9 protein-coding genes are annotated in these 13,274 nt (G+C 70.4%); 3 read left to right on the plus strand and 6 right to left on the minus strand.

What is annotated here, in order from left to right:
* Positions 1 to 11 precede the first annotated feature (11 nt).
* The 5 genes from ABZ659_RS19450 to ABZ659_RS19470 all read right to left on the minus strand — a co-directional run bounded on the left by ABZ659_RS19450 (position 12) and on the right by ABZ659_RS19470 (position 7,216).
* A complete protein-coding gene (locus ABZ659_RS19450; RefSeq protein WP_360221168.1) occupies positions 12 to 1,703 on the minus strand; it encodes a mobilization protein in 1,692 nt (563 codons plus the stop codon).
* Entirely contained in the window at positions 1,693 to 2,247 is a 555-nt protein-coding gene (locus ABZ659_RS19455) for a hypothetical protein (protein ID WP_360221171.1), read from the minus strand. Before ABZ659_RS19455 ends, ABZ659_RS19450 begins: the two co-directional genes overlap by 11 nt.
* A gap of 372 nt (positions 2,248 to 2,619) precedes the next feature.
* Positions 2,620 to 3,792, minus strand: a complete 1,173-nt coding sequence (locus tag ABZ659_RS19460; RefSeq protein ID WP_360221174.1) for a DUF3631 domain-containing protein — start codon at positions 3,790 to 3,792, stop codon at positions 2,620 to 2,622.
* Positions 3,793 to 4,469: 677 nt separating this feature from the next.
* Complete coding sequence (locus ABZ659_RS19465; RefSeq protein WP_360221177.1) at positions 4,470 to 5,279, minus strand: hypothetical protein; 810 nt, start codon at positions 5,277 to 5,279, stop codon at positions 4,470 to 4,472.
* 158 nt (positions 5,280 to 5,437) lie between these two features.
* A complete protein-coding gene (locus ABZ659_RS19470) occupies positions 5,438 to 7,216 on the minus strand; it encodes a recombinase family protein (RefSeq protein ID WP_360221180.1) in 1,779 nt (592 codons plus the stop codon).
* A gap of 21 nt (positions 7,217 to 7,237) precedes the next feature.
* Between ABZ659_RS19470 and ABZ659_RS19475 the strand changes: the two genes are divergently transcribed.
* Together ABZ659_RS19475 and ABZ659_RS19480 are read left to right on the plus strand one after the other, a co-directional pair.
* Positions 7,238 to 8,032, plus strand: coding sequence for a pirin-like C-terminal cupin domain-containing protein (locus ABZ659_RS19475; protein WP_360221183.1), 795 nt, complete (start codon positions 7,238 to 7,240; stop codon positions 8,030 to 8,032).
* 66 nt (positions 8,033 to 8,098) lie between these two features.
* Positions 8,099 to 9,193 carry an AI-2E family transporter gene (locus ABZ659_RS19480; protein ID WP_360221186.1) on the plus strand — a complete coding sequence of 365 codons (1,095 nt, stop codon included), beginning with the start codon at positions 8,099 to 8,101 and terminating at the stop codon, positions 9,191 to 9,193.
* Here ABZ659_RS19480 and ABZ659_RS19485 read toward each other — a convergent pair.
* Positions 9,172 to 11,301: a SpoIIE family protein phosphatase gene (locus tag ABZ659_RS19485; protein WP_360221189.1), complete on the minus strand. Its 2,130-nt coding sequence runs from the start codon at positions 11,299 to 11,301 to the stop codon at positions 9,172 to 9,174. The genes ABZ659_RS19480 and ABZ659_RS19485 overlap by 22 nt on opposite strands.
* A 162-nt stretch (positions 11,302 to 11,463) precedes the next feature.
* Here ABZ659_RS19485 and aspS point away from each other — a divergent pair, with 162 nt between their 5' ends.
* Positions 11,464 to 13,227, plus strand: coding sequence for an aspartate--tRNA ligase (gene aspS / locus ABZ659_RS19490; protein ID WP_360221192.1), 1,764 nt, complete (start codon positions 11,464 to 11,466; stop codon positions 13,225 to 13,227).
* The last annotated feature ends 47 nt before the right edge of the window (positions 13,228 to 13,274 follow it).

Consider the following 13,274-nt stretch of genomic DNA (forward strand, 5'->3'; position numbering starts at 1 on the left):
AGGCGACTTGGCTATCGCCGGCGGCCGCGTTCCGCAGGCCGTTCGGTCACCGTCGTGGGCGTGGGTTGTGGCGTGGGCGTCACGGGTGTGGTGATGCGGCTGCTCCGGCTGCGAGCTGCCTGTGCTCGCCTGTTCGGCTGCACGGTGATGCGCCAGTTGAGAACCTCGGCAGGGCGTTCGGCACTGTCGAGTTCTCGCCGTGCGGCGACCTCGGCCAAGAGGTCTCGGGGGTTGTGGCCAGCGGTCTCGGCGCGGGCGAGGGTCGTGGTCAAGGCCGGCCAAGCGGGATCGGCGAGGACGCCGTCGGCGTGGTCGGGGAGGGCCGCGCGCAGATCCTGCTCGAAACGGCTGGCGATTGTGGCGCGTGGTGCGCGACGGGTGAGATTCGCCAAGACTGGCTGGGCGGTCTGCTGGTAACCAGCCTGCAGGTGGCGGAAGGCTTCCTCGGCCGCGGCGGCCTGCTGCTCGTGGCCGCGCTGCTCATGCCACTTGGCGGCGGCGCGCGCCAAGTGGAGCGCGGCGAAGATCAGGGCGACGGCGAGTCCGCCCGGACCATGTGGGGCGTAGGCGAGTTCCTTGGCGGCTTCCCGGAAGGCGGTGGCGGCTTGGTGGTCGGCCCGGATCGCCGAGCGGCGGGCGCGGTTGAACGCCCTTGCGGCGGCTTGCAGTTCGGCCCGGTGCTCGCCGTTGGTGGTGAGGGCCAGGTTGTGGAGGGCGTCGCCGAAGGCATCCAGGTGCCCCTGGGCCACCGCGTCGTCCCCCCAGTCGAGGACGGCGTGGGCGTCGCGGATGGCGGTTTCGGCGCGGTGCCACGGTTCGGCCGGGTCAGCCAGCTCTTGAGGGCGGTCGGCCAGCTCCTGGATGGGAAGGCGTTCGCAGAGCCGGTTGTAGGACAGGTCGGGGGCGAGCTTTGAGCCGCCGTACCAGATCGGCTCGCCTTGGGCAGTGTCGCCGGGCGCGGCCAGGCTGTAGCCGGTCACCTCGCCCGTCTCGGGGCCGATGCGCGGCCTGACCTGGATGCCGAGGGAGCGCAGCACCGTGAAGTACTCGTCGATGCTGCGTACGGCGGCGGCGACCGCGTACGCCTGCTCGCGCAGCCACTCCCGCGCGGTCTCCTCCCGACCCTGGCGTTCCGCCTTCGCCCGCTCAGCGCCGGTCGGGGTACGCGGGGCGGTGAGGTCACCGGACTTCAGGCGGCGCAGCCCGAACTCGGCCTCGATCTTGCGGCATTCCAGCTGTGCCCGCCATCCGTCCCGGTTCGTACGAGGGCGGCGGCCGTCTGCTCGGACGGTGGTGGCCATGATGTGGATGTGGTCGTCGGCGTGCCGGACCGCGATCCAGCGGCATGCCTTGTCGTCTCCTGCGGGGGCGATGCCCGTGGCGGCTACGACGCGGCGGGCAACCTCGGCCCACTCAGCGTCGGTGAGGTAGCGGTCGCCGGGCGCGGTGCGCACGGGGCAGTGCCACACATGCTGCGGTGGCTGCTTTCCGCCGAGCTCCCGGGTGCGGAGGTCGACGTGGTGGTCCAGGCGCCGGGCGAGCCGGGTGTAGGTGGCCTCGGGGTCGCGGCCGGGGTCAGGGGTGCCGGCCATGTCCCAGGCGGCCACGATGTGGGGGTCGGTGTGCTCGTCGCGCCGCCCCTTGCCGAAGAGGTAGTTGATCAGGCCGAGCGTGCTGGAGCCGGTGGAGACGTCAGGCACCATGAGCGGCCCCTTCCGCCAGGAGTTGGTCCATCAGTGCGTAGCTGGCCTGGGCGGCTTGCTCAATGCGGTCGAGGACAGCCTCGGCGCGCTCGGGTATCGCGCCGGAGTGGATGGTTGCCGTGATCTGGTTGAGGTTGGTGCCGATCCGGTTCAGCGCCTTGGTGTGCGCTTCGATGGCCTCCACCAGCGGGCGGATGGGGTCGTCCTCTGGACTGCCGACCATGCCCCCCTTGCCGAGCGCGACGGCGAGGGCGGCGTCGCCGACAAAGCCGGCGAACTTCTGGCGGCGCCGCCTGGCCGCGGCGTCGATGAGGTGGACCGCGGTCGGAGTGAAGCGGATCTTCTTCTCTTGGTCGCGCTTCTCGGTGGTGCGCTTGCGGTTCATCCTCGCAGGCAGCGCGGGGGCGTCGGGCTCAGGCCACGAGGGCTGCTCAACGGCGGCGGGCGGTTGGGGATTGGCAGACGGCTCGGCGTCTGAGGTGATGGAGTCGGCGACGGGCTGCTGGGGGCTGTCGGCGGCAGACGTGCTGCGGGGCTCGTCCACCCCCTCCCCAGGCTCGGCCGCCCGCTGGCGCCCGGCCCTCTCTCCCTCCGTCACCCCAGGGGCCGGGGCAAGCGCGGACGAAGCCCCATTAGGGGCTCGTTCGCTCCAGCTTGCTGCCGTTCGTCGGTCCCGGCTGAACCAACCCCAGCGGCGGGAAGAAGAGGGGTTCGTGTCGTTCTCAGTGTGCATGGTGGTGCTCCGGTGCAGAGGCAGATGGGGCTGTGTCACGTCCGTCGCATCCGTCGCATGCCTGGTCAGTACAGGTACGGACACATGGGCAGGTACGGAGAACTCCGTCCCGGCGACAGAGCCCGTCCCCGCGCTGACCTGCGCGGGGACGGATGCGACGAAGTGATACGGACCCCGGTGGGATCAGAGAGAGCGCTTCAGTCCGGCGGGTCCACCGGGCGGGCCGACAGGCAACGTCCCCGCCGGGGCGGCGGGCAGCCTGCCCTGCACTACGCGAGCAGGAAAAGCGCCGTGTTCGGACTCGGGCGCCGCCTCGACGAGGTCGGGGCAGTTGCGGGCCCAGGCGTCCAGGAAGCGGTTGCGCATGTACGCCTTGGCCTGCCTGCCCTTGTCGAACCGGTAGTTGGCCGGGCTGATGTTGAAGTCCCGCAGCAGGTTGCTCAGGTGGTAGGCGTTCAGCCCTTTGGTGCCGTGCTCCGCCCACGGGGCCTCGGCGTCCTGGAGCAGAGAGGCGACCAGATCCTGGGTGGCCAGGGCCTCGGGGTTGTCCGCCTGCGCGAAGATGCGGTGGATGTCGCGCAGGAGCCGCGTCTTCAGGCTGCTCTGCTCGTCCTGGACCGCTTCGTGGCGGGTCATGGCCAGGCAGGCGGCACGGGCCTGGGCGGGCCAGTGGCCGCTGGCCAGGTCGGCGATGATGACCAGCGGCTCCCAGGTGTCCGCCGCCCGGTCCTCCACCGGCATCTGCGGCACCATGCGGGCAGCCTGCCCGCGCAGCGGACCCAGCCACGCGGTCAGCCGGTCACGCAGCGCGTTGAGTTCCGGCACCGAATACCGGGAGCGGAAAGGCGTGACCTTCTCGCCCGGCTTGCGCTTCTGCATCCGCAGCACGACCGCCCGGTCCATGACGGTGTCAGGCAGGTCGCCGATACCCGCGATGGCGGCCATGGCGAAGGTGGGGAACGGGGTCGGTTTGTGATCCGGACCGGAGATCCGCCACGCGGGCCGGTTGCGCTGGTGCCCGGCATTCAGCAGGCCGCGCAGGATCTCACTGTCACCGCTCGCCTTGGGGCCGAAGATGGTGTCCGCCTCGTCCACCAGCAGGGTGGGCGGGTTCTTGCCGATGATGCGGAAGATGACCGCCGGGGAGGTGTTGACCGTCATCATCGGCTTGTGCACGGTCTCGTGCAGCACGTCCAGAACCCGGGACTTGCCGCATCCCTTCGTCGGGCTGACCACTGCCAGGCGCGGCGCGTGCTGCAGAGCCGTCTGGATGTGCGTGGCCGCCACCCACAGGGTGACCGCGGTCAGCGCATCCTCGCTGGGCAGCACCACGTACTTGCCGATCGCTGCCCGCAACTCGTCCAGCAGCGCGACCCCGTCAGCAGCTACCTGGCTGCCTGCACCAGCAGGGTCACCGGTCCCCGACCTGTTGTCGGGGAGCGTGGTCCCCGAAGTGCCCTGGGGGCCGTCCCCACGGCGATCCCCTTTCGTGGTCTGAGCGACCGGAACTCGGGGACCGGATCCGGGGGTCGGCTGACCGGAAGTCCCCACCAGGTCCCCGGCTTCCGGTCCGTCTGTGCCAGCATGGTCTGCGCTGCCGGGTCCGGTCCGCAGGGCCTTGACCTGCGGATCCTCTGCCAGAGCAGGGGTGATCGTCGAGCGTGCGGTCCCTATCTGTTCCGGGGACCGGTCCCCGGCGTCCATTGCTTTGATGCCATGCGTGGTCCCCAGGCCCGATAGGGGGTCACCGTTACTCGCTGAGCCAGGCAGCGGATCAACTGCGGTGGCCTGCTCCCCGGGGCCGGAGCCGTGGGGACCGACTGGCTCAGCAATGCGGTCCCCGCCCTGGGGACGTGCGGGGTCTCCGTTGGGATTCGATTTGAGCGACAGCATCGTCTGGCCGGGAATGGCGACCGGCGGCCAGATGGCCTTCGTTGTGTTCTGCGGGTTGGGGAAGGTGTCTTCCATAGTGCTCCTGGGGTGCGCGCAGGCAGGGGCCCGCTACGCGGGGTGGATTCGTGCGGAAACGCCACTCAGGCGGCGAGGCTCAGCGCAGCGCTGGACACCCAGGGGCCGAGCACTTTCACAACGGGCTTGTGGTAGCAGACCCGGCGGCCATTTCGGGTCGGGAACTCGACCGTTTGGATCGCGAGTTCGCAAAGCGCAGCGTCCCCCACCGCGGCCAGTTGAGTGCGTGTCCGTTGCACCCCCTCGGCGAAGCGCCAGGAGGAGGACCTGAAGCGGAACGAGCCGACGTTAGGGCATCCAGCCAGGCGGAACAGAAGTGTCGTGATCGGCTGCGGCCCTTGGCCGGCCCTGGCCCGCGCCCTGCGCTCGGCCATGGTCGGCGGGCACCCGCAAGGGTGACCTGCATCAGCTTCCGGGGACAGGAACGCACGCCCGTCGCAGTGGTGCGCCAGGCCACGGGAGTCCCACAGTTTCATCTGCCCTGTCAGCCTGTCAGCATTCTCGATGACGACTCGGAGGCTGGCCTTCTCGGCTACGACTTCGAACTGCTCCAAGCTGTTGGCCAATCGCCGCTGCGGCTCGGCTCCGAGCGCGCTCGCGATGCTCTCCGCCACATGGGGCGACACCGTGAGCATGCGCCAGACCGGGCGGGTGAGCAGCTTGCCGTCGACGACGCGGCCGAAGTCGCAGTCACCGGAGACTTGCTCGGATGCCCTGGACAGCGAGCAAGTGTGAGGGGTGCCGAGTCGCTGACGGTGAGTGGTGCGCGGTCGGGTGCAGCCATGCGTCGCGGCGTTGCGATGCCGTCGGCGATGGCCAGAACAGTCGCCCTCGGTCGGCGAAGCGGCGGCCGGGCTGGGCGCAGGGTTGTGCAAGAGACGGCTCCTGACGGTTGGGAGGCGCAGGGGCGCCAGAGCAGCGACGCGGCTGCCCGGAGCCCCCGAGGACACCGTCAATGCTCCGGAGAATCGCCGGTTTCGCTAACCGGCGATGTGGGTGTACTCTCCCTCGCTCGTCTCGGTTCAGCGGCACGTCAGACCGCTTCTGCGAGCACCTCCTGCTGCCTCGATTCGCCAGTCTCTGCGTCATCGCCCTCGGCCTGTTCCGGTCGTACGAACTCGACCGCCGCCCGCTTCTCGACGGGCGTCGACCTTCCCGCGCCGGTCGCCTTGGTAACCGTGATCCGGCGCACGAACAACTTGACGAAGTCCCGGCGCTCCTGGGTCGTAGCGGCCTCCCACCACGAACCCTCGCCTACCGGATCGACGTCCCCCGCGCCCAGGGGCAGCCACAGGTGGATCGGGAGCGTCGGCGTCGCCGCCTCTTCCAACTCGGTGAGACGGGCCTCCGCTCGCTCCATACGGCCGAGGAGCCGTTCCCTGCGCTCCCTGAACCGGCGCCGTCCGACGGGGTCGTCGTAGTCGCCGGCCTCTTCCCTGTCGTAGAGCTCTTCCAATGCGTGCTTGGCATCGGCCCGTTCGGTGACGAGGCTTCGGCGTTCGCCCACGATCTCCGGCTGTTCCGTCTGTGCCGCGTACCGACGGGCGGCCTCGGCGAGGAAGACCGCCGTTTCGGGGTCGTCCTCGGCCGTCTGGATGAGGGCGAAGATCCGCCGGGCAACGTACAGGTCCAGGGTCTGCATGCTGATGGTGCACTCGCCCTCGTGCTGGCCCGGCAGCGCTTTCCGACGGCGGCAGCGGTACGCGGCCTTGTTGGGAGTGGTGGCGCGGTGCGACGTCATCACCGCTCCGCAGTCGCAGAACAGGACGTCCATGGCGGAGAGGACGGCGTGTCCGCGCGACAGGCCCTTGCCCTGGCCCCTGCCGTCGAGCCACTTCTGTAGTTCGTGCCAGTCGTCCGGCGGGATGATTGGCGGGTACGCCTGGACCGGCTTCATGGTCTCGGGGTCGCGTTCGATGCGGTAGGTCTCGATGGTGCTGGTCAGCTTGCCGTCCTCCCGGCGCTTGTACACCGGGGTCGCCGCGTAGCCCGCGATGCGTGGGTCGCGGAGGATGCGCATGGCCGTCTTCGGATCCCAGATACTGTCCTTCGTCTTCTTGCCGACCCGCTGCCCCTTCGTCGGCACGCCGTCGGCGGTCATCTGAGCGCAGATGCCCGTGAGGGAGCCCGGATGCCGGCGTCCCCCTCCGGGCCGGTACGGCATGTCTTTGTGCTCCTTGATCCGCGCCCACATGTCCTGAATCACCGGCACCTCGTCGGGATCGTGCTCCAGGACATGGATCACGACGGGCCTGCCGTCGGCTGTCGTTCGCGTCGCGGGGACCATGCGAAAGCCGTACGGCGGCTTGCCGCCCACATAGCCACCGAGTTCGCGAGCCGTCTTCTTCGCGCCCCGCACCGCGTCGCTCTTGTTCTTGCTCTCGCTGTGAGCCGCGTCGAGCCGCAGGATCAGATGGATCAGGTCCATCAGATTGCCTTTGCGGAACTCGCCCTCGGTGAGGCTCACGATCGTCACGCCGAGGTTGAGCAGTTCCGTGACGATGGGGATGGCGTCCAGCGGATCCATCCGCGACAGGCGGCTGATGTAGTAGACGATGATCAGGTTGATCCGGCCGTCGTGGCAGTCCTTCAGCAGCCGGTCGAAGTCGGGGCGGCCGTCGCCCGTGAACGCGGATATGCCGAGGTCCTCGTACTCAGTGATGCTGACGGCCCCGCGCCGCTGGGCCTCGGCCACACCCGCAGCGCGCTGCGTGACCGTGCTGACCTCGGACTTGTTGGCGCGCCCCACGGACTGACGCCCATAGACACCTGCATGGATGTCCATGCCGGTCACCACCCCTGGTCTGATCATGTGGGGACTCTAGCTGATTTTTTGAACCCCCAACTGGTTTCACCCAAGGGCACCCCCTGGCACCCCCACCGCGGCTTCGAGACCGTCACCTACATCATCGACGGGATCTTCGACCACCAGGACTCCAACGGCGGTGGCGGCACCATCACCAACGGCGACACCCAGTGGATGACGGCCGGAGCGGGCCTCCTCCACATCGAGGCGCCGCCGGAGCACCTGGTCGTCTCCGGCGGTCTCTTCCACGGGCTCCAGCTGTGGGTGAACCTCCCGGCCAAGGACAAGATGATGCCTCCGCGCTACCAGGACATCCGCGGCGGCAGCGTGCAGCTGCTCACCTCCCCCGACGGCGGCGCGCTGCTCCGCGTCATCGCCGGTGAGCTGGACGGCCACGCGGGCCCCGGGATCACCCACACCCCGATCACGATGATCCACGCCACCCTGGCGCCGGGCGCGGAGATCACCCTGCCCTGGCGGGAGGACTTCAACGGCCTGGCGTACGTCCTCGCCGGGCGCGGCGCGGTCGGCGCGGATCGGCGTCCGGTCCACACGGGCCAGACCGCCGTCTTCGGCGAGGGCGGCTCGCTGACGGTCCGCGCGGACGAGCGGCAGGACTCCCACACCCCGGACCTGGAGGTCGTCCTCCTCGGCGGGCGGCCCATCCGGGAGCCGATGGCCCACTACGGCCCCTTCGTGATGAACACCAAGGACGAACTCCAGCAGGCGTTCGAGGACTTCCAGAAGGGCCGCCTCGGCTCCGTCCCCGCGGTCCACGGGATGACCGAGGCATCTGAGCCGGTGATCCGACCCTCCGTCTGACAAGTGCCTCACCCGGCCGGGCAGTCCGCGCAGGACAGCCCGGCCGCGGCGTGTTCGGGTGAAGGGGTGCAGCTCCTCCCGGAACCCGTCCGCCGCCTCGCCGCCTGGTGCGCCGTGCTGCTGCTCGTCGCGGGGGTGGCGTGGGTCGGGATCCGGCTCTGCGCGGAGCTGCGGACGGCCGTCGTGCCGGTGCTGCTCGCGCTGCTGGGCACCGCGCTGCTCGGGCCGCTGCACCGGCGGCTGGTGAAGGCGCGCGTCAACCGGTCGGTCGCGGCGGGGCTGACCTGTGTCGCCGTGGTGGCCGTGGTGGGCGGCGCCGTCTACATCATCGTCGCCGCGCTCATCGACACCGGCGACCAGATCCTCGCCTCGCTGAAGACCGCCGCGCGGGACCTCGCCGACCACTTCGGGGCGGCGGGGACCTCACTGGACGACATGGCCTCCAACGCGCGGGAGCTGCTGGACAAGTTCGGCGGGACGGCCGCCTCCGGGGTCATCAGCGGGGTGAGCGTCGTCGGCGAGACCCTCGCCATGGCCCTCCTCGCCCTGCTGCTGGTCTTCTTCTTCCTCCGCGACTCCGACCGGGCGACCGGGCTGCTGCACGACCTCGCGCCGCGCGGCAGCGCCGGAATGCTGGAGGCGATGGCGCGGCGGGCCTTCGGCGCCGTCGAGGGCTTCATGCGCGGCACCACGTTCATCGCGCTGATCGACGCCGTCTGCATCACCGTGGGGCTGCTCGTCCTCGACGTGCCGGGCGCGCTCGGTCTGGGCGCGCTGGTGTTCGTCGGCGCGTACATCCCCTACCTGGGCGCCTTCATCTCCGGCGCGGTGGCGGTGCTCGTGGCGCTCGCCGACCGGGGGTTCGTCATCGCGCTGTGGGCGCTCGGGGTGGTGCTGGCCGTGCAGCTGCTGGAGGGGCATGTGCTCCAGCCGGTGATCCAGAGCCGCACCGTGCAGATGCACCCGGCGGTCGTCATGGTCACCATCACCGCGGGCGCCTCCGTCGCCGGGATCCTCGGCATGTTGCTCGCGGTACCGCTGACCGCCGCGGCCTTCGGCATCCTCCACGAACTCCGCGACCGGTACGACGTCCAGCGGCCGGGTGGGCCGGACACTCAGCAGCCGGGCGGGTACGACGCTCAGGGGTCCGGTGGGTCGTAGCGTTCGGCCAGCTCCACCCAGGTGCTCTTGCCCTCGCCGCGCGGGTCCACGCCCCAGGCGTCCGCCAGCAGCTCGACCAGCATCAGACCGCGCCCCGAGGACGCCAGCTCCCCGGGACGCCGCTTGTGTGGCAGGTCGTCGCTGGCGTCGGTGACCTCGACCCGCAGCCGCCGGTCGCCCGGCTCGCCCAGTACCTCGGCGGAGAACAGCGCGTCCGTGTCGGTGTGGACGAGCACGTTGGTGAGCATCTCGGAGAGCAGCAGCACCGCCGAGTCGACCTGGTCGGGCGTTGCCCAGTCGTGCAGCAGCTCACGCAACTGCTGCCGGGCCACGCCGATCCGCTCCGGCTCGGCCTGCGCCACCGTCATCATCGTCCGGCGCACCGGGGGCCGGGCCGCGACCGTGGCGCCGGGGCCGCCGTCCCCGTCCTCCCGGGAGAGCAGCAGCAGGGCGATGTCGTCCTCGCGCCGGTCCACGAGCGGACCGGTGGTGTAGTACGAGGTCGGCCCGTGCACCGCCTGCACCAGCGCGTCGGCCAGCTCCTCCAGGTCGCCCTTGTGCTCCTCCAGCGTGGTGTGGATGCGCAGCCAGCCGGTGTCCAGGTCGTGGCCGCCGGTCTCGATCAGGCCGTCGGTGCAGATCAGCAGCGTCTCGCCGGGTTCCAGGTGGACCCGGGTGGTGGGGTAGTCGGCGTCCGGGTCGATGCCCAGCGGCAGCCCGCCCGCCGTGTGCCGCTTCAGCACCGTGCCGTCGGCCATCCGGATCGCCGGGTCCGGGTGCCCGGCGCGGGCGATGTCCAGCGCCCCGGTCGCCGGGTCGGCCTCCACGTACAGGCAGGTCGCGAAGCGCAGGTCGGCGAGGTCGTCGTCGGCGGCGACACTGATGCCGTGCAGGAAGCGGGAGGCGCGGGAGAGCACCGCGTCCGGCCGGTGCCCCTCGGAGGCGTACGCCCGCAGGGCCGTCCGCAGCTGTCCCATCAGCCCCGCCGCCCGCACGTCATGCCCCTGAACATCCCCGATGACCAGCGCGAACCGGCCGCTCGGCAGCGGGATCATGTCGTACCAGTCACCGCCGACCTGGAGCCCGCCCCCGGTCGGGATGTAGCGGGCGGCGACGCTCATCCCCGGGATACGGGGGATCAGCGTCGGCAGCATCGAGCGCTGGAGCCCGTCGGTCAGCTCCCGCTCCGACTCCGCGACACCGGCACGGCTGAGGGCCTGGGCGAGCATCCGGGCCACCGTCGTCAGCACCGACCGCTCGTCCGGGGTGAACGCCACCGGGTAGCTGAACGCCGCCATCCAGGCGCCCATCGTCCGCCCGGCCACGACCAGCGGCAGGAACGCCCAGGAACGGCGGCCGAAGTGCTGGGCCAGCGGCCAGGTCAGCGGATAGCGCTCCTTGTACTGCTCCGGGGACGACAGGTACACCGCCCGCCCGCTACGCACGACCTCCGCCGCCGGGTAGTCGGTGTCCACCGCCATCTGCGTGAAGGGCCCCTCGTCACCGTCCTGCTGACCGTGGTGGCCGATGATCGTCAGCCGGTCGCCGTCCACCCCGAACACCGCCAGCCCGTCCGGGGAGAACCCCGGCATCGACAGCCCCGCCGCGACCCGCAGCACCTCCTCCGTGGACCGCGCCTCGGCCAGCGCCCGGCCCGCGTCCAGCAGGAACGCCTCCCGGGAGCGCCGCCAGTCGCCGGTGACCGCTCTGCGCCCGGCGGGGGTGCCCGGCGCCGGTTCGGTCACCTCCTGGAGGGTGCCGATCAGCTCGTAGGCCCGTTTCTCCCGGTCGAAGGTCGGCTTCGACCGGGACCGAACGACGCGGATGATCCGGCCCCGGTCGTCCATCACCCGGATCCGGACCTCGGCGAGAGTGCCCTCGGCGACGGCGAGCTGGATCACGCCGGTGATCTCGTTCCAGTCGACGGGGTGCAGCCGCGCCCTGACCCGGGCCTCGGTCAGGGTGGTCGGCTGGGCGGGCAGCCCGAGCAGTCGGGCGGCCTCGGCATCCACCGTGACCTGGCCGGTCGCGGTGCTCCAGTGCCAGAGGCCGGTCGCGAGGGCGGCGAGGACCTGCCCCACGGCGGGCAGGGGCTCACCAGTGCGCATGGCCCCACTGTAAGAAGAGGTGATCGAACGATGCCACTGAAGTCCTACGGGGGCGCCCCTCGCGGTGGGGTCATGGATGAGAGTCGATCTTGGGGTGCCCGGTACCCTGGGGGTGTTTCACGTGAAACACGCCCCCGATCCGCGAAGACTGGATGAACGACGATGCATCGGTACAGGTCCCACACCTGCGGGCAGCTCCGCGCCTCTGACGTCGGCACCGACGTCCGGCTGAGTGGCTGGCTGCACAATCGGCGCGACCTGGGCGGCATCCTCTTCATCGATCTGCGCGACCACTACGGCATCACGCAGCTCGTCGCCCGCCCCGGCACGGCCGCCTACGAGGCGCTCGACAAGCTCTCCAAGGAGTCCACGGTCCGCGTCGACGGCAAGGTCGTCTCCCGTGGCACCGAGAACATCAACCCCGACCTGCCGACCGGTGAGATCGAGGTCGAGGTCGGCGAGGTCGAGCTGCTCGGCGCCGCCGCCCCGCTCCCCTTCACCATCAACACCGAGGACGGGGTCAACGAGGAGCGGCGCCTGGAGTACCGCTTCCTGGACCTGCGCCGCGAGCGGATGCACAAGAACATCATGCTGCGCACGGCGGTCATCTCCGCCATCCGTCACAAGATGACGGCCCTCGGCTTCAACGAGATGGCGACCCCGATCCTGTCGGCCACCTCCCCCGAGGGCGCCCGCGACTTCGTGGTCCCGTCCCGTCTCAACCCGGGCAAGTTCTACGCCCTCCCCCAGGCGCCGCAGCAGTTCAAGCAGCTGCTGATGATCTCCGGCTTCGACCGGTACTTCCAGATCGCGCCCTGCTTCCGCGACGAGGACGCCCGCGCCGACCGCTCGCCGGGCGAGTTCTACCAGCTCGACGTCGAGATGAGCTTCGTCGAGCAGGAGGACGTCTTCCAGCCCATCGAGCAGCTGATGACGGAGCTGTTCGAGGAGTTCGGCGGCGGACGCCACGTCACCTCCCCGTTCCCCCGGATCCCGTTCCGTGAGGCGATGCTGAAGTACGGCTCCGACAAGCCGGACCTGCGGGCCCAGCTGGAGCTGGTCGACATCACCGACATCTTCGAGGGCTCGGAGTTCAAGGCGTTCGCGGGCAAGCACGTGCGCGCCCTGCCGGTGCCGGACGTCTCCGGCCAGCCCCGCAAGTTCTTCGACCAGCTCGGCGAGTACGCCGTCTCGCTGGGCGCCAAGGGCCTGGCCTGGGTGCGCGTCGGTGAGGACGGGGCGCTGTCCGGCCCGATCGCCAAGTTCCTCACCGAGGAGAACGTCGCCGAGCTGACCAAGCGGCTCTCGCTGGCCGCCGGGCACGCCGTGTTCTTCGGCGCGGGCGAGTTCGACGAGGTCTCGAAGATCATGGGCGGCGTGCGGGTGGAGGCCGCGAAGCGCGCGGGCCACTTCGAGGAGGGCGTCTTCCGCTTCTGCTGGATCGTCGACTTCCCGATGTACGAGAAGGACGAGGACACGGGGAAGATCGACTTCTCGCACAACCCCTTCTCGATGCCGCAGGGCGGCCTGGAGGCCCTGGAGACCCAGGACCCGCTGGACATCCTCGGCTGGCAGTACGACATCGTCTGCAACGGCGTCGAGCTGTCCTCCGGCGCGATCCGGAACCACGAGCCCGAGATCATGCTCAAGGCGTTCGAGATCGCGGGCTACGACCGGGAGACGGTCGAGGAGCAGTTCGCCGGAATGCTGCGCGCCTTCCGCTTCGGCGCCCCGCCGCACGGCGGCATCGCCCCCGGTGTCGACCGCATCGTCATGCTCCTCGCCGACGAGCCCAACATCCGCGAGACCATCGCCTTCCCGCTCAACGGCAACGCCCAGGACCTGATGATGGGCGCCCCCACGGAACTGGACGAGACCCGACTGAGGGAACTGCACCTGTCGGTGCGGAAGCCGCAGCCGAAGTAGCGATCGCCTGAGCGAAGGGCCCGGAAGCGTGGTCGGTTCCGGGCCCT

Source organism: Streptomyces sp. NPDC006997 (assembly GCF_040635175.1).
Lineage (GTDB): Bacteria > Actinomycetota > Actinomycetes > Streptomycetales > Streptomycetaceae > Streptomyces.

Coding starts and splice junctions, on each gene's coding strand:
- ABZ659_RS19470 (WP_360221180.1), bottom strand. CDS start 7,216: ATGATCAGACCAGGGGTGGTGACCGGCATGGACATCCATGCAGGTGTC.
- ABZ659_RS19485 (WP_360221189.1), bottom strand. CDS start 11,301: ATGCGCACTGGTGAGCCCCTGCCCGCCGTGGGGCAGGTCCTCGCCGCC.
- ABZ659_RS19450 (WP_360221168.1), bottom strand. CDS start 1,703: ATGGTGCCTGACGTCTCCACCGGCTCCAGCACGCTCGGCCTGATCAAC.
- aspS (WP_360221192.1), top strand. CDS start 11,464: ATGCATCGGTACAGGTCCCACACCTGCGGGCAGCTCCGCGCCTCTGAC.